Origin of the sequence: Rhizobium sp. UBA1881, from assembly GCF_002338015.1 — a bacterium.
Taxonomy (GTDB): domain Bacteria; phylum Pseudomonadota; class Alphaproteobacteria; order Rhizobiales; family Rhizobiaceae; genus Rhizobium.
This window is the reverse complement of sequence record NZ_DDHH01000177.1, coordinates 1-16,527: the sequence shown is the minus strand read 5'-3', so window position 1 is coordinate 16,527 and position 16,527 is coordinate 1. Positions and strand designations below refer to the sequence as shown.

The following is a 16,527-nucleotide window of genomic DNA, read 5'->3' as shown; positions in this document are numbered from 1 at the left end:
GTATTTTGCAACGGCTTCCGTCGGGGAGAAGAGACTCGGAGCAGGCCGCTCGCTCCATCTTCCCTTCGCCCCATAGGGGAGAAGGTGGCCCCAAGGGCCGGATGAGGGGGCCGCATGGCACAACCTAGATGAAGGGCTACCCTAAACCCTCACCCACCCCGACGGCGCTGATACCGAGCCCGCAGCCAGAACACCGCGAAAAACGCCATCACCAGACAAACCCCAACGACAATCGCCAGCGTCGGCGAGTAATTGCCGATCCACAGCACCACCGACGGCAGGAAATAGATGACGAGCCCGGCGCAGACGAGGATGATCGCAGCGGCAATCGCCGGCGAGCGGCGTTCGGATCTGGGGTCGGCCATGCGAAAAATCTCCTGCAGGTGAGGAGAAGGGCTTAGGCCAGCCGCCGGCGAAAGGCAACTGGCCGTAATGGCAGGCTTGCCAATCGTCAAACGGCAAGCCTTTTTCGGCTCAGGCCGTGACCTTGGCTGACGACACGGTCGCGTCGATATGATCGAGCAACGCGTCCGGCAGGCCGAGGCGGCCGGCGAGCAGGTCGAGATAGCCGCGTTCGGCGCGGGTATCGGGATTGATGGTCAGCCGCGTCGCGGTATAGAGCTCGACCTTCTGCTCCTCGGTGCGCGCGGCGGCCACGAGATCGTCGATATCGACGGGATTGGCAAGTTCGTTGCGCAGGAAGGCCTCAGCTTCCGAGCCGAGATCGACTTCGCGCACCTTCTCCATGATGTTGGCGCGCTCGGCATCGTCGATATGGCCGTCAGCCTTGGCGGCGGCGATCATCGCGCGGATCAGCGTGAGGGCGAAATCATTGGAGAGCTGCGGCCCCTCCAGGCTGAAGGCAGAATCCGGAGGAGGAAGGGCGATCGGCTGGCCGGTCGCGGCGGCAGGCTGCGGTGCTGCCTCAGGCGACTTGCCGGACTGATAGTTCTTGTAGGCGAGATAACCGAGGCCGGCGACGGCCGCGAGCCCGCCGATCGTCGCGACATTGCCGGCGATGTTGCGGCCGGTCTTGGTGCCGAGCACGGCGGTCGCAAGGGCCCCTGCCTTCCACGGATTGTTCTTGGCCATCTCGATCGCGCCGCCCGCCCGGTCTCGAACGCTGCCGCCGACACCCGGAATCTGCGATCCCAGAAACTGCTCAAGAAGCTTCTTCGCGTCGAACATACCTGATTGTCTCCCTTTTAAGCTAAAACAGAAGATAGGTACGCCCGGCACGAATACAAATGCGGGCGGCAAGGCCGCCCGCACCATGCGGATCACAAAAATGTCAGGAGAAAGCCGCCTCAGCCCTTCAGCGCGGCAGCCTCGGCGGCGAGCTTGGTGATGCCGGCCCAATCGCCCGAAGCGATCAGTTCCTTCGGCGCGACCCAGGAGCCGCCGACGCAGATGACGTTGGGCAGCGACAGGTAATCCATCGCGTTCTTCAGCGAGATGCCGCCGGTCGGGCAAAACAGCGTGCCGGCGAGCGGCGAGGAGAACGCCTTCAGCATGGCGGCGCCACCGGCCTGTTCGGCCGGGAAGAACTTCAGCACCTGATAGCCTTCTTCGCGCAGCGCCATCACTTCGCTGGCAGTCGCGGCACCCGGCAGAAGCGGCACAGCGGAATCGCGGGCCGCATCGAGCAGCTCCTGCGTGGTGCCGGGGCTGACGATGAACTTGGAGCCGGCGGCAACCGCGGCTTCCCAATGCTTGGCGTTGAGAATGGTGCCGGCGCCGACCTCGGCACCCTCGACCTCGTCGGCCACGGCGCGAACCGTGTCCAGCGCTGCCGGCGTGCGCATGGTGATTTCGATCGCCTTCAAACCACCCGCGACCAGCGCGCGCGCCAGCGAAACGCCCGACTTGACGTCGTCGACGATCAGAACAGGCACGACGGGCTGCAGTTTCAGGATGGAAAGGAGTTTCTCTGTCTTTTCGCCCATGGCCGTGGTTCCTTTTGAAACGATTTAATTCCGGCAACGGAATAGACCTACCGCTAAAGTTTGTCGAGACCGCAACCATCTTTGGAACGGAATGGGTATCAACCTCAGCCAATTTGCGCTAGCGTACCCGCCGTCGTCAAAGAGGTTCATCGGTCATGGCAAAAGAGATCGAGCGGAAGTTCCTGGTACGCAGCGATGGCTGGCGCTCCGGCGCGGAGGCGAAGTCTGTCCTCAGACAGGGCTATATCGCGTCGATGGACGATCGCTCGGTACGCGTGCGCATCATCGACAGGAAGAGCGCGCGGCTGACCACCAAGATCGGCCGCAGCAAGATGACCCGCGACGAATTCGAATACGAAATCCCGGTCACTGACGCCGAAGAGCTGCTTGATGCGGCGATCGGCATCGTCATCGAAAAGACCCGCTACCGCGTGCCCTATGAGGGCTACGTCTGGGAGGTCGACGTTTTCGCCGGCCAGCACCGCGGCCTCGTCATCGCCGAGGTCGAGATGGAGTCGGAAGCCGAACGGCCGGCGCTTCCCGCCTGGCTCGGCCGCGAGGTCACCGGCGACTTCAGATACTCAAATCAGGCATTGGCAACCGAATTTGAGCACGACCGGCATGCCCTTCAGCATACGGCCTGATCGGTCCTTCAAATCACAGTTTCACAAGCTCGCGCGACGCCAGCTGCGCCATGCGATCGATGTGCTCGAAACGCGGCCTCAAGGCACGGACCACGCGATCCATGAGGCGCGCAAGCGGCTGAAGCGGGTGCGCTCGCTCTACCGCCTGGTCGCGAGCGCCGTGCCGAAATTTTCCGCCCGCGAGAACATCAGGCTGCGCGGCATCGCCCGCTCGCTGTCCTCCCTGCGCGATGCGGCAGCCCTCGTCGAGACCGCCACCTATCTGCACGAACGCGCCCGCGACAGCGACGAGGCCGAGGCGCTCGGCCGCATCGTCGTGGCGCTCACCGCCCGCCGCGACCGGCTGATCGCAGCAAGGCGCGATCCCGAAAAGGTCGTTTCCGACACTATCTCGGCGCTGAAGCGGGCGGTCGCGGCCGTTCAAGACGTCAACCTCAAGGGTGGGCACCGCAGACATGGGCGGCTTCTTGCACATGGGTGGGACACGACAGTCCGCAAGGCGCGAAAGGCGCTGGCCGCCTGCGAGGGGCATGTCTCGGCCGAAGCCTTTCACACGCTGCGCAAGCGCACGCAGGATTACCGCGCCTATCACAAGCTACTCAATCCGCTCTGGCCGACCGCCATGAACGCCAAGTACGATGCGGCGAGCACGCTGGTCGACCTGCTCGGGCGCATCAACGATCTTGAACTGCTGTGCGAGCTGGTCGAGACCGAGCATCACCATTTCGAGAATGCCGACGACCTCGCGCACCTGCTCTACGCCATCATCTTCCACCAGCAGCAGGGCCGCCACGACGCGCTGGATCGCGCCGAGACCATCTTCGGCCCGGATGCGGATGACGAGGCGATGCGTATCGAGATGCTCTGGATCGCCTTTGGCGGCTGAATATCAGAGCCTTTCCTGGTTAGATTGAAGCATTCTGTTGGCTCAAACGGAGTCGGATGGTCGTTCGGCCGGCGCGCGTCGTAGCCAACGCATACGGCCAAGCCGGCCGGACGATCAGGCGGCCCGTTTCAGCCAACCCCGCAGGGGCCGGGCATCTTTCCGCCAGGATCAAAGGCGATCGGCTCGACCGTACCCGGGGTATGCCCTTCGCCAATCGCCTTTGCCCTGACGAAAACCTGCTCCGGCAGAATGCTTCAAGCTAACCAGGAAAGGCTCTCGCCGCACCTGCCGGCGATTGCGCTTGCGCTCTGAAAGCTGTATTTCCAGCCACATGACCGACACATCGACCCAACAGGCGACGAGCCCTTTCCTCGTCGCGGCCCTTTATCATTTCGTTTCCGTGCCGCACTTCGAAAGCCTGCGCGCGCCGCTGCAACAGCTGTGCGAGGATAATGGCGTCAAGGGCACGCTGCTGCTCGCCCATGAGGGCATCAACGGTACGATCGCCGGGCCCGATGCGGGGATCGCGACGGTGCTTGGCCATCTGCGCGCAATGCCGGAATTCGCCCGCCTCGAGCACAAGGAAAGCCGCGCGTCGAAAATGCCCTTCGTACGCATGAAGGTGAAGCTGAAGAAAGAGATCGTGACGATGGGCGTCGAGAACATCGACCCCAACAAGATCGTCGGCACCTATGTCGCGCCGAAGGATTGGAACGCGCTGATCTCCGATCCCGATACGATCGTCATCGACACCCGTAACGACTATGAGACCGCGATCGGCATCTTCAAGGGCGCCGTCGACCCGAACACCAAGACCTTCCGCGAGTTTCCGGACTGGGTGAAGAACAACACCGGCCTGCACAACAAGCCGAAGATCGCCATGTACTGCACCGGCGGCATCCGCTGCGAGAAGGCCACCGCCTTCATGAAGGAGCAGGGCTTCGACGAGGTCTACCACCTCAAGGGCGGCATCCTGAAATATCTCGAGGAAGTGCCGCAGGAAGAGAGCCTGTGGGAAGGCGCCTGCTTCGTCTTCGACGAGCGCGTCTCGGTCGAGCATGGGTTGAAGGAGGGTGACCACAAGCTCTGCCACGCCTGCCGCAATCCGATCACCGCGGAAGAGATCACCTCGGAGAAATATGAGGAAGGCGTGTCGTGCAGCCATTGCTACGACAGCCGCACCGAGGAAGACCGGCTGCGCTACCGCCAGCGCCAGCTGCAGATCGCGCTGGCCAAGAAACGCGGCCAGAAGCACATCGGCACCTGACGGGATCGCTCTGAAGCTTGGATAGAGAATTGATCAGGCGGCGCTGACGCGCCGTCCGCTGGTCTTGCGCGCACGCGCTTCCATCAGCCGCTCGGTGATGTCCTCGGCGGAGACGGGCTTGCTGAAGAAGAAGCCCTGCAGCGTATCGCAACCGAATTGCGAGGCGATGTCGGCCTGCTCCGGCGTCTCGATGCCTTCGGCAGTGACGGGAATATCGAGCGAGCTCGCAAGCGCCACGGTCGCTTTCAGCATCTCGCGCTGGCTCTCGCTGTGCTCGATATCCATGATCAGCGAACGGTCGATCTTGATGCGGTTGAATCCGAACTGGCGGAGATAGCCGATCGACGAGAAGCCCGAGCCAAAGTCGTCGAGCGCGATCTTCACACCCAGCGTCTTCAGCTGCTCGATCGCCTGGCGCGTCCGCTTCGGGTTCTGGATCATGTAACCCTCGGTCACCTCCAGCGTCACCCGCTTGGCCTCGATTTCCGTTTGGCGCAGCACGTAGCGCACGTAATCGGTGAAGGCGGGGTTGCGAAACTGGCCGGGCGAAACGTTGACGGCGATCCTGAGCTCCGGCCACTGCTTGGCGGTCTCGCAGGCCTTTCGTAGCACGAAGAGGCCGAGCGCCTCGATGAGACCGCTGGTCTCGGCAACCGGGATGAAGACATCGGGCGACACCGGCCCATGGCCCGGTCGGTTCCAGCGCACAAGGGCCTCGACACCGACCATCTCGTTGCTGTCGGCGCCTATCAGCGGCTGGTAGGCAAGCGTCAGGTCGCCGCCTTCGATCGCCTGGCGCAAATCGAGTTCCAACGCGTTGCGCTCCTCGCGATCGGCATCCATGGCGGGATCGTAGAGCGTCATGCGCGCGCGACCGGCTTCCTTGGCCTTGTACATGGCCAGATCGGCGCGCCGCACCAGCTCCTCGCGATCGACACTGCCCGCAGGCGAAACCGCAATCCCGATGCTGGCGCCGATGACGACCACGCGCCGGCCGATTTCCAGCGGTTCGGCCAGGAAATCGAGAATATGCTCGGAGAGCTGCAATGCAGCCGCATCCGCCTGCGGCGAGGCAAAGACGATAGCGAACTCGTCGCCGCCGATGCGGGCAAGCACGGCGCCATCGGGGATCAGCACCTTGAGCCCCGCCGCGACCGCCCGGATCAGCTGGTCGCCGGTGCCGTGACCGTAGGAATCGTTGACCTCCTTGAAACCATCGAGGTCGAGATAAAGAAGCTGGACATTATCCTGAGACTGCCTGGCGAGCGTCACCATCGCATCGACGGAGACGCGCAGGCCGTCGCGGTTCAGAAGTCCGCTCAGCCGGTCGCGCAACGCATCCTCGCGCGCGATGATCTCCTCGCTCTTCAGCCGGCGCCCGGCCAGCCAGCCGATGATCAGCAGCACGACGAAGAACAGGCCGACAAGGCAGATCGCCCGCACCACCTGGCTCCGCACATCGGCATAGCCGACATCGCCAGGCGCGCGCGACGTCCAGATCAGCTTGCCGAGCGACGCGCCAAGCGCATCCTCGATCGGTACGGAATAGGTGGCGGCACGGTCGGCGGGGACGAGTTGCAGCCCGCCGATGACATAGGTCTTGCCGATATCGTCGATCTTGGCGGCGTCGAGATGGCGGATGAAGATGAGATAGCGGTGCTTGCCGGGCACGGCCGCGAGCGCACCGGACTTTTCGCGCACCAGCGCTACGCCGCCGACGGCGATGCCGGACTTTGTGCTGATGAAGCCGGATGCCTCGGGAAGGTCTTGCGCGCCTGCGGCCTTAACCTTGTCGAACAGCGCCCAGAGCGCCGGCGAGAAGAAATCCTGCAAGCTGTCGGCCATCGGCTTGCCGTCGCGATAGACCATGATCGGCGTCTTGTCGTCGTCGATCACGATTGCCATGTCGAACAGCGCGCTGTTGACCGACATCTCGCCATAGTTCGACACGGTCCAGTCCATGCCATCGGTGGCATAGACATTGGTCGCGGCATCGTCCCATGCGGCATAGTCGTTGAGGGTGGCGCCGAGTTGGGCTACGAAATTCTGAAGCGCGCCGGAGACGGTTTCGCGCGAGCGCTCGTCATCGAGCACGTTGGATTTCTGCGCCACGTGATCGAGCGCGTTCAGCACCATCAGCGTCACGACGACGACAACAACGGCAAACGAAAACAGGACGCCGGCCACGGTTGTGTGGCGACCAGCTCCCAGAATCGCGCTTCGTTTGCTGAAGATCGACGACATGCATTCTCCCTGTGGGCGAATACTGCCGGGAAGCCTTCAAAAAACGGTTAAAACACGATTGAACGATTAAGCATTTTCGCATCTGCGGCACGAACACAAGAGCGACAAAAGTCCTTGTATTTCAATCGGATAAAATTATTCAACTCTACTTATAAAGTACATTCTCACGAACGTGCGTGCAGAATTTTGCAAGCGCGTTCAAAATAACGCCGTCTCGCACAGCCGCATCGAGAACCGTCGCCTGCGACGCATCGTCCTTCCCGAGCAGCCCGATCCGCAGATGCGCCTCCTCGACGATGTCGAACGACATGGTCTTCAGGACCTCGGTCAACTGGCCCAGCGCGAAGTCGCCGCGATGCGATGCATGCGCGATCATCACAGGCTTGAACGGCACCTCGTCGCGCGACACCAGCCAGTCCAGCGCGTTCTTCAGCCCGCCGGGCAGCCCATGCGCATATTCCGGGCAGGCGACGATGACGCCATCGGCGGCGCGGATCTTCGCGCCCAGCCGCTCGACGATCTCGGGCGTGTTTTCGCCCTCGCGATCGGGATTGAAGATCGGCAGATCACCGATCAGATCGCAGATCTCGATCGCCACGCCCTCGGATGCGTTTTCACGCAAAGCCTCGAGCAGCCGGCGATTGGTCGAGACCTTCCGCTGGCTGCCGCAGAGCGCATAGAGAAAGAGCGGTTTGGCTTCCATCCCACTGGTCTACGGCATCCGACGATTCGCCCCAACGAAAAAGCGGCCCGGCAAGGCCGGACCGCTTCATGTCGTATAAGGATAAGAGCAGCTCTTACCAAGACGCGATCAGGGCGCCCTTGAACTGTTCGTTGATGAACTTGCGGATGCTTTCGTCGTGGTAAGATTCGACCAGCGTCTTGGCCCACGGTGCGTCCTTGTCGGCGGTGCGGACAACGATCACGTTGGCGTAGGGCGACTTTTCGCTCTCGATGGCGATGGCATCGGTCTTCGGATGCAGGCCGGCTTCCATGGCGTAGTTGGTGTTGATGACGGCGGCATCGACGTCATCGAGCGAACGCGGCAGCTGCGCGGCGTCGATCTCAGCGAAGTCGATCTTCTTCGGGTTCTCGATGATGTCGGCGACGGTGACCTTGACGCCAGGATTGTCCTTGAACTTGATCAGGCCCTTCGAGGCGAGAACGAGCAGCGCGCGGCCGCCATTGGTCGGGTCGTTCGGGATGGCGACGGTGGCACCTTCCTTCAGCTCGTCGAGGCTCTTCACCTTCTTGGAATAGACGCCCATCGGGGTGGTGATCGTCGTGCCGATGCTGACGAGATCGAACTTGCGGTCGGCGATCTGGTTGTCGAGGTAGGGCTGGTGCTGGAACGAGTTGGCCTGGATGTCGCCATCGTTGAGCGCCTGGTTCGGCACGACATAGTCGGAGAACTCGACGATCTCGATGTTGAGGCCCTTGGTCTTGGCGATCTCGGCGACCTTTTCCATGATCTGCGCGTGCTCGCCCGGCGTGACGCCGACCTTGATGTCTTCGGCGAGTGCCGATCCGGCTGCGAAGGCAGCGAGCGCGGCTGCGATGATGAACTTCTTCATGGGTGTCTCCTGTGTTGAATTATGGTTTGTTGTTAAAGGATCAGTTTTTCCGGTTGCGCTTGTCGAAGCGGCGGGCAAGCCCGTCGCCGGCGCTCTGGACGAGCTGTACGAGAACGATCAGCACGATTACGACCATCACCATCATCTCGGGATTGAAGCGCTGGTAGCCGTAGCGGATGCCGAGATCGCCCAACCCGCCGCCGCCGACGGCGCCGACCATGGCGGAGTAGCCGATCAGGCTGACGATGGTCATCGTCAAGGCCATCAGGATGCTCGGTCGGGCCTCAGGCAACAGCACCTTGAAGACGATCTGGAACGGCGTGGCGCCCATGGCGCGGGCGGCCTCGATCAGCCCCTTGTCGATCTCGCGGATGGCGGATTCGACCAGGCGCGCGAAGAACGGGATGGTGGCGATGGTGAGCGGCACGATCGCGGCCCAGGTGCCGATCGACGTGCCCGTCAAAAGGCGCGTCAGCGGCACGATGGCGACGACGAGGATGATGAACGGCGTCGAGCGCGCGGCGTTGACGACGAGCCCGAGCACACGGTTGGTCTTCGGCGCCGGAAACAGCTCGCCCTTGCCCGAGGTGGCCAGGAACACGCCGATAGGCAGGCCGATGATCGAGCCGACGATGCCGGCGACGAACACCATCTGCAGCGTCTGCATCAACGCCTTGGAGAGAAGGTTGTAGATCATATCAGGCGACATAACCGAGCACCTCCGTCTTGAGACCGGTTTCCGCATAGAAGCGGTCGGCGCGCGCGATCACGTCTGGATCGGCGGAATAGGAAACGACCAGCGAACCGAAGGGCTCTCCGCCGATCTCTTCGATCGCGCCGGCGAGAATATTGACGTCGGAGCCGAGCTCCGCGACCAGCTGCCCGGTCAGTGGCTTGAAGGCGGTCTCGCCGAAGAACACCAGCCGCACCAACGCCCGGTCGCCCGAGGACGGCTGCGCCTTGATGCCCGAACGCAGCCACTCCGGCAGCTTCAGCGCCGAGGCAAGCAGCGTGCGCGTCGTCTGGTGCTGCGGGTTGGTGTAGACGTCGAAGGTGCGCCCGGCCTCGACGATATGGCCGGCATCGATCACCGCGACGTGGCTGGCGATGGTCTTCACCACCTCCATCTCGTGAGTGATGAGGAGAACCGTGAGCCCGAGTTCGGCATTGATCCGCTTCAGCAGCTCGAGGATCGACTGCGTCGTCTCCGGATCGAGCGCCGAGGTGGCTTCGTCGGAGAGCAGCAGCTTCGGATCGGTCGCGAGCGCCCGGGCGATGCCGACGCGCTGCTTCTGGCCGCCCGACAGCTCCGAGGGATAGTTGCCCGCCTTGTCGCCGAGACCGACGAGATCGAGCAGCGGCCCGACCTTGGCGCGGATCGTCTGCCTGTCGACACCCGCGATCTCCAGCGGCAGGGCCACATTGTCGAAGGCGGTGCGCGAGGAAAGCAGGTTGAAGTGCTGGAAGATCATGCCGACCTGGCGGCGCAGGCCGCGAAGCCCCTCTTCGCTGAGCCCGCCGACATCCACGCCATCGACGAGCACCTTGCCCGAGGTTGCCGTCTCCAGCCCGTTGACCATGCGGATCAGCGTCGACTTGCCGGCGCCGGAGCGGCCGATGATGCCGGTGATGGCGCCGCGCGCAACGGTAAGATCGACCTTTTCGACCGCGGTGAAGCCGCCCTCGCCTGATGGCCCGTAGCGCTTGCCGGCGCCTTCAAAGGCGACCATCGGGATCGCCCCCGCCGCGCCCTCTGGCTCTCGCCCGGAATGGCCGCCGGACGCGCCCTGGGCAGCGTCTTGTTGGGCCTGGTGTTGGAGTGTCATTTCATGCTCACGTGTGTTGGTCTTCAAAAACTGGCGGTTCTATAACCGCTATCGCGCCGATTAGCCAATCGGGCGGCACATTCGAAGACAATCACGGGTGCGAGACATGGACGCGGCTTTCGTTGCGGGCGGGAAAGAAAGACGTTTCGCCTTTCCTGTTGCTGCAACTTATGCCGCCAGTGGTTGAAACCGGACAGGGATGTTTTTTTATTTGTGCGATGCGGCAGGAAAAAATCTACCTGCCGCATAGACAATTATGCCGAAGCCGATCAGGCGCTCTTGTGATTGCCCTTCGGAAACTGCGCGGCGAGATCCGAATACCACTTGCCGCTCGTCTTCACCGTGCGCACCTGCGTGTCGTAATCGACATGCACGAGGCCGAAGCGCATGCGATAGCCCTCCGCCCACTCGAAATTGTCCATCAGGCTCCAGGCGAAGTAGCCGCGCATCGGATAGCCATCCTTGATGAGATCGGCGACGATGTCGAGGTGCTGGATGTAGTAATCGAGCCGCATCGTGTCCTCGACGGCACCCGCTTCGATGCCGGTGTTGTCGCAGGCGCCGTTCTCGGTGATGTAGCACTCCGGCAGGTCGTAGCGGCGGTAGAGATCCTCCACCACATGCTTCAGCGCCGGCGCATAAACCTCCCAGCCGATATCGGTCTTCACGTCGCTGACGCGGGGCGCCTCGACAGTCCAGGGGAAATCGCCGGTCTTCTTGGGATCGTCGGCCACGCGCAGCGGCGTGTAATAGTTGAGCCCCCACCAGTCGAGCTTCTGGCTGATAACAGCAAGATCGCCGTCCTCGACCACGGGCATGCGGTCGCCGAGCGCCTCCAGGAACTCCTTCGGATATTCACCCTTGAAGACAGGATCGAAGAAGGCGCCGTTGTGGAACTGGTGCGCCCGCTCGCCGGCGGCCTGGTCGGCAGCGCTGTCGGAACCCGGGATGACCGACATGGCGTTCAGCACCAGGCCGACAGGCACGTTCGGCGCTTCCGAACGGATCGCCTCGACGCCGAGGCCGTGCGCGAGGTTCATGTAGTGCATGGCGTGAAGTGCCGCCTGCATGTTGCGCTCGCCCGGCGCGTGGATGCCGTAGAGGTGGCTCAGCCAGACGATGCACCACGGCTCGTTGAAGGTCGCGACGCTATCCAGACGATCGCCGAGACGCGCCATCACCGTCTTGGCGTAGCGCTGGTAGGCATAGGCCGTCGACCGCGCCGTCCAGCCGCCGTCGCCGGCAAGCAGCAGCGGCAGGTCCCAGTGATAGAGCGTCGCGAAGGTCTTGATGCCCCGCGCCTTGCAGCCATCGACGAGGCGATCGTAGAAATCGAGCCCCTTCTCGTTCACCGGCCCGGTGCCATCGGGGATGATGCGCGGCCAGGCGATCGAGAAGCGATAGGCCTCGACGCCGAGCGACTTGATGAGATCGAGATCCTCGTCGAGGCGGTTGTAATGATCGCAGGCGACGTCGCCATTGTCGCGATTGAAGACCCGGCCCGGCATGTTGCAGAAGGCATCCCAGATCGACGGCTTGCGCCCATCGGCCTTCGAAGCGCCCTCGATCTGAAAGGCGGCCGTCGCCACGCCGAAGGTGAAATCGCCGGGGAAGCGGGCGGCCAGGGCCTTGGCATCAATCTTCGCGGCGGGGGTCTTCGCATCAATCGTCAAACTGAAATCCTCCAAACTCGGCCGGCGGCTGCATCGCACTTCCGGCTGCCCTCTACTCTACGTATAGGTTTGAAATGTCAAATCTGTAACGTTGCAGATTGGAACGCGCGCGCTCAGAGCACATCCTCTCCCGATGGCAGCAACAGCCGCCGCGTGATGCCGATCCGCTCCAGAAACACCGCATCGTGGCTGACGACGAGGAGCGCCCCGTCATAGGCGGCAAGCCCCGCCTCCACGGCGGCGATGGAATCGATGTCGAGATGGTTGGTCGGCTCATCGAGCACCAGCAGCGGCGGCGGCTCCGCGCCTCCGAGCACGCAGGCCAACCCGGCGCGCAAAAGCTGCCCGCCACTCAACGTCGAAACCTGTTGGAGGGCGGCGTCGGCCCGAAACATGAACCGCGCCAGCGCCGCGCGGCAGGCATTCTCGTTCGCACCAGGATTGAGCCTGCGAAAGTTCTCGGCGATCGATAGCGACCGGTCGAGCAGGCTGACGCTCTGGTCGAAGACCGCAAGGCGCACGGGCACCGAGACCGTTCCCGCCCAAGGCACGATCCGCCCGGTGACGAGCGACAGCAGCGTCGTCTTGCCCGAACCATTCGGCCCCTCGACCGCCACCCGCTCCGGCCCTGTCATGGCAAAGGAGAGATCGCTGATCACGGGCCGATCCGCCTCGTATCCGGCCGTCACACCATTGAGCCGCAGCACCACCCGCGACGCGGGCAGATGCGTCGAGGCAAGCTTCGCGGAGAACGGCTGCAGGATTTCGATGCGCTCGCGCGCCGCACTGGCATCCTCCATTGCCTCCTCGCGCCGCTTCTCGCCGAGCCGGACCTTGTCCCCTTTCGTGTTCTCCGCCGCCCTCTTCAGGCCGCCGGCGACGATACGGGGCATATCGCCCCGCGCCGCCTTCTTGGCACCGACCTTGTCGCTGCGCGCCTGCCGCTCGGCGGAAAGCTGGGCGCTGCGGACGACATCTGCCACCCGCTTTTCCGCATCCGCCAGATCGTGCTCGGCCGCCGCAAGCTCGACCGCCTTGCGCGCCTGAAACGCGCTCCAATTGCCGCCATAGCGCCTGGCACCCAGCGTCGTCAGCTCGACGATCGCATCCATCCGCTCCAGAAGCGCACGATCATGGCTGACCACAAGCGCCCCGCCCCGCCAGCTCTGAAGCAGTGCGATCACCGCCTCGCGGCCATCGCGATCGAGATTGTTCGTCGGCTCATCGAGGATGAGGAAATCGGGTTCGCTGAAGATCAACGCCGCCAGCCCGACCCGCGTGCGCTGGCCGCCCGAGAGCGAGGTGAGCAGCGTATCGGGCTCCGCTGAAAAGCCCATCCGCTCGAGCGCATCGGCAAGACGGGTCTCAAGCGTCCAATCGGCGGAGGCGACCTCCTCGGCCGCGGCTTCGCCGGCGACTGCGCGCGCGACGACATCGAGCGCATCGCGCACACCGAAGAGATCGGCAACCGTGGCGTCGGCATCCACCTGCACCGTCTGGCGGAGCACACCGAGCCGTCCGCTGACGGCGACGTTGCCGGATTGCGGCGCGAGCTCGCCCGTGATCAGCTTCAAAAGCGTCGTCTTGCCGACGCCGTTGCGACCGACCAGCCCGGCGCGTTCGGCTCCGAAGCTCAGATCAAGATTGGAAAAAAGCGGCCGCCCGTCAGGCGTGGACCACGAAAGATTGGAAAGGGTAATGGATGCAGGCATGGACATGGGTTTCCCGTATGGCAAGGCAAAGCGGCATTGCGATCGGGTTGAAATCCATGGTGCACCGTCCTGTTGGTATTGCGGATGGCTGCAATCTAGGCAGGTGGTGGGGTGAAATCAAGGCGGGGGTGGAAAGACCGTCGCTGGCTTTCATAACAAGTCCCCTCCCCAACCCCTCCCCACAAGGGGGAGGGGCTTGCTGGGCGCCACGTCCTGCCCAAAGCTGCAACCTCTCAACCGACGACGTCGAGAGAATTGGGCAACCTCAGTGCCACGGGTTAGCCCCTCCCCCTTGTGGGGAGGGGTTGGGGAGGGGTCTTTTCCCACCAACCCGAAAACTCACCACTCGCCCCGCCTTGCAATCCCCCCAATTCCACGAAACAACTCCCCCATGACCATCCCCAAGACGCACCCCTTCCCCTTCGACCCCACCTACGGCATGACGCTCGACACGCTGCGCGCCATCGTCCCGCCCGAGGCACCACCAGGCTTCGACGCCTTCTGGCAGAAGCGGTACAAGCGGGCGCTCGCCATCGACCCTCAGCCAACGTTGAAGCAAAGCAGCCTCACCCACCCCGCGTGGCAGGTGCTCGATATCACCTACACCTCGACGGATGACGTCACGATCGGCGGCTGGCTGCTCTTGCCGCGTGACGCGCCGGTGCGGCGCGGGCTGGTGGTCGGCCATGGCTATGGCGGCCGCGATGGGCCGGATTTCGATCTGCCGGTGGAACAGACCGCCATCCTCTTCCCTTGCGCCCGCGGCATGTCGCGGAGCGCACAGGCGCCGATCCCGCCGGAGGCCCCCGGCCATGTGCTCCACAATATCGATCGCCCCGACGACTACGTCATCGGCGGCTGCGTCGAGGATCTCTGGATCGCCGTCTCGACGCTGCAGGCGCTTTATCCATGGCTCGCAAACCGCATCGGCTATATCGGCGGCAGCTTCGGCGGCGGCCTGGGCGCGCTGGCGATCCCCTTCGACAGTCGCATCGATCGCGGCCACCTGATCGTTCCCACCTTCGGCGACCGTAAGCAGTGGCTCACGCTACCGACAGTGGGCAGCGCCGATTCCGTGCAGACCTATCAAAAGACCCATCCCGACGTGCTCGACCATCTGCGCCTCTTCGACGCTGCGACCGCTGCGACCCGCATCAAGGTGCCGATGCTGGTGGCCGTCGCCCTGTTCGATCCGGCCGTCGCCCCGCCCTGCCAGTTCGCCGTGGCCAACGCGGTACCGCCGTCAAAATATAATGAAATCTTCATCCTCGACGCCGGACATTTCGACTATCCTGGAATGACGGAACAGAATTTTGCGCTGCGCGAAAAGCTGCGAGGTTTTTTGAAGCTTCATGAACCGGGAATATCTGCGCTGGCATAGCCCGCGCCTGCATCGCGAGATGGAGCTGTTGGTGTTCGGCCATGCCGGCGCCAAGGTGTTGATGTTTCCGACACGCGATGGTCGTTTCTGGGAATATGAACGGATCGGCCTTGTCGCCAGCCTCGCCCACAAGCTCGAAGCCGGCCAGTTGCAGCTCTATTGCATCGAGGGCCTCGCCACAGAGACCTTCTACGGCTTCGACCGCCACCCGGCCGACCGCATCCACCGTCACCAGGCCTTCGAGGACTATATTCTCCACGAAGTGCTGCCGCTGATGGCCGCCAGAAACGGGCACGACTGCACCATCGTACACGGCTGCAGCCTCGGCGCCTTCCAGGCGGCGAGCCTCGTCTTCCGCCACCCGCATCTGTTCCGCAAGCTCGTCGCTTTCTCCGGGCGCTACGACCTGACGCTGAGGGTCGAAGCCTTCGGCGACTTGCTTGACGGATACTATGACAGCGCCGTCTATTTCCACACCCCGACGCACTTCCTTCCGGGGTTGCATCACGGCTGGCAGCTGGACAAGCTGCGTGAGGTCGAGATCGTCATGACGATCGGCAATGCCGATCCCTTCCTGGACAACAACCACTATCTGAGCCGGCTTCTCTCGGACAAGCAGGTCGGCCACCAGCTGCATGTCTGGGACGGCCGCGCCCACCGCGCCAGTGCCTGGCGCAAGATGGCCGCACTCTACATCTGAGCCGCCGAACGCCGGCAGCCGGCCGATAACGCTGATGTCAAAACTCGTGAATTGTCATCGCCGAGACCGTGGCTAAAGGCTGGAAACAGTCTTCCCTCACGAGAAAGGTCATCCATGTTCGCTTCGATCCACCTCCTGCAGCCGGCCCTGCTCAGCCTGCTGCGCATCGTCTCCGCGCTCGTGCTCTTCAGCTACGGCACGCAGAAGATCCTGCATTTCCCCGCTGCCGAGCGCGTGCCCGATGTCGGGTCGATGTCCTGGATTGCCGGCCTGCTTGAACTGACGCTCGGCTTCCTGGTGCTGATCGGCTTTCAGACCCGCGCCGCCGCCTTCGTCCTCTCCGGCCTGATGGCCTTCGCCTATTTCATCGGCCACGCGTCGAAGAGCTTCTTCCCCGCCCAAAACGGCGGCGTCGCCGCCATCCTCTTCTGCTTCGTCTTCCTCTACATCGTCGCCGCCGGTGCTGGTCCGTTCAGCGTCGATGCGATGATGAAGCGCAAGCAGGGTGCGGTTGCGGCTTGATCGGTTGATCGGCTGGTGAGAAGCGGGCGGCGGAGCGGGGATACCCCCCTCTGCCCTGCCGGGCATCTCCCCCACAAGGGGGGAGATCGACTCGCGGTGAAGTTTCCGCCAAACAATTAAGGTGGAGCGATCGGGTGCGCCCAGCCAATCTC

Annotated in this window: 16 protein-coding genes; 6 read left to right on the top strand and 10 right to left on the bottom strand. The window is 63.4% G+C overall.

All coding sequences use genetic code 11. The annotated features are described in order from the left end of the window. Nucleotides 1-149: 149 nt before the first annotated feature. The 3 genes from B3605_RS21785 to B3605_RS21775 form a co-directional block, all read right to left on the bottom strand. On the bottom strand, nt 150-365 hold the full coding sequence (locus tag B3605_RS21785; RefSeq protein ID WP_112945739.1) for a hypothetical protein: 216 nt from the start codon (nt 363-365) through the stop codon (nt 150-152). Between the two features lie 109 nt (nt 366-474). Beyond that, nucleotides 475-1,188, bottom strand: a complete 714-nt coding sequence (locus tag B3605_RS21780) for a tellurite resistance TerB family protein (RefSeq protein ID WP_112945740.1) — start codon at nt 1,186-1,188, stop codon at nt 475-477. 119 nt (nt 1,189-1,307) lie between these two features. Continuing rightward, nucleotides 1,308-1,946: a 2-dehydro-3-deoxy-phosphogluconate aldolase gene (locus B3605_RS21775; protein ID WP_112945741.1), complete on the bottom strand. Its 639-nt coding sequence runs from the start codon at nt 1,944-1,946 to the stop codon at nt 1,308-1,310. Nucleotides 1,947-2,101: 155 nt separating this feature from the next. Between B3605_RS21775 and B3605_RS21770 the strand changes: the two genes are divergently transcribed. The 3 genes from B3605_RS21770 (at nt 2,102) to B3605_RS21760 (ending at nt 4,743) form a co-directional block, all read left to right on the top strand. Then, entirely contained in the window at nt 2,102-2,590 is a 489-nt protein-coding gene (locus tag B3605_RS21770; protein ID WP_296436001.1) for a CYTH domain-containing protein, read from the top strand. Further along, nucleotides 2,568-3,476: a CHAD domain-containing protein gene (locus B3605_RS21765; protein ID WP_112945742.1), complete on the top strand. Its 909-nt coding sequence runs from the start codon at nt 2,568-2,570 to the stop codon at nt 3,474-3,476. The genes B3605_RS21770 and B3605_RS21765 overlap by 23 nt, the downstream gene beginning before the upstream one ends. Nucleotides 3,477-3,807: 331 nt before the next feature. Continuing rightward, a complete protein-coding gene (locus B3605_RS21760; protein ID WP_112945743.1) occupies nt 3,808-4,743 on the top strand; it encodes a rhodanese-related sulfurtransferase in 936 nt (311 codons plus the stop codon). A 33-nt stretch (nt 4,744-4,776) separates the two neighbouring features. Here the strand turns inward: B3605_RS21760 and B3605_RS21755 are convergent, their stop codons facing one another. The 7 genes from B3605_RS21755 to B3605_RS21725 all read right to left on the bottom strand — a co-directional run bounded on the left by B3605_RS21755 (nt 4,777) and on the right by B3605_RS21725 (nt 13,772). Further along, nucleotides 4,777-6,987 carry a bifunctional diguanylate cyclase/phosphodiesterase gene (locus tag B3605_RS21755; RefSeq protein WP_112945744.1) on the bottom strand — a complete coding sequence of 737 codons (2,211 nt, stop codon included), beginning with the start codon at nt 6,985-6,987 and terminating at the stop codon, nt 4,777-4,779. A 145-nt stretch (nt 6,988-7,132) separates the two neighbouring features. Further along, a complete protein-coding gene (locus B3605_RS21750; RefSeq protein WP_112945745.1) occupies nt 7,133-7,690 on the bottom strand; it encodes an NADPH-dependent FMN reductase in 558 nt (185 codons plus the stop codon). 94 nt (nt 7,691-7,784) lie between these two features. Then, nucleotides 7,785-8,561: a MetQ/NlpA family ABC transporter substrate-binding protein gene (locus B3605_RS21745; protein WP_047509683.1), complete on the bottom strand. Its 777-nt coding sequence runs from the start codon at nt 8,559-8,561 to the stop codon at nt 7,785-7,787. Between the two features lie 40 nt (nt 8,562-8,601). Next, entirely contained in the window at nt 8,602-9,270 is a 669-nt protein-coding gene (locus tag B3605_RS21740; RefSeq protein WP_111564912.1) for a methionine ABC transporter permease, read from the bottom strand. Continuing rightward, a complete protein-coding gene (locus tag B3605_RS21735) occupies nt 9,260-10,291 on the bottom strand; it encodes a methionine ABC transporter ATP-binding protein (protein WP_112945746.1) in 1,032 nt (343 codons plus the stop codon). The genes B3605_RS21740 and B3605_RS21735 overlap by 11 nt, the downstream gene beginning before the upstream one ends. A 365-nt stretch (nt 10,292-10,656) precedes the next feature. Next, the gene (locus B3605_RS21730; protein WP_210297395.1) at nt 10,657-12,060 is read right to left on the bottom strand and encodes a GH1 family beta-glucosidase; all 1,404 of its coding nucleotides are present in this window, start codon (nt 12,058-12,060) and stop codon (nt 10,657-10,659) included. Between the two features lie 113 nt (nt 12,061-12,173). After that, the gene (locus B3605_RS21725; RefSeq protein WP_296435995.1) at nt 12,174-13,772 is read right to left on the bottom strand and encodes an ABC-F family ATP-binding cassette domain-containing protein; all 1,599 of its coding nucleotides are present in this window, start codon (nt 13,770-13,772) and stop codon (nt 12,174-12,176) included. A gap of 391 nt (nt 13,773-14,163) precedes the next feature. On the opposite strand from B3605_RS21725, the gene B3605_RS21720 reads away from it, so the two are divergent. The 3 genes from B3605_RS21720 to B3605_RS21710 all read left to right on the top strand — a co-directional run bounded on the left by B3605_RS21720 (nt 14,164) and on the right by B3605_RS21710 (nt 16,375). After that, complete coding sequence (locus B3605_RS21720) at nt 14,164-15,153, top strand: acetylxylan esterase (protein ID WP_112944159.1); 990 nt, start codon at nt 14,164-14,166, stop codon at nt 15,151-15,153. Next, entirely contained in the window at nt 15,125-15,853 is a 729-nt protein-coding gene (locus tag B3605_RS21715; RefSeq protein ID WP_112944160.1) for an esterase family protein, read from the top strand. Before B3605_RS21720 ends, B3605_RS21715 begins: the two co-directional genes overlap by 29 nt. A 114-nt stretch (nt 15,854-15,967) precedes the next feature. Then, nucleotides 15,968-16,375 carry a DoxX family protein gene (locus tag B3605_RS21710; RefSeq protein ID WP_112944161.1) on the top strand — a complete coding sequence of 136 codons (408 nt, stop codon included), beginning with the start codon at nt 15,968-15,970 and terminating at the stop codon, nt 16,373-16,375. The last annotated feature ends 152 nt before the right edge of the window (nt 16,376-16,527 follow it).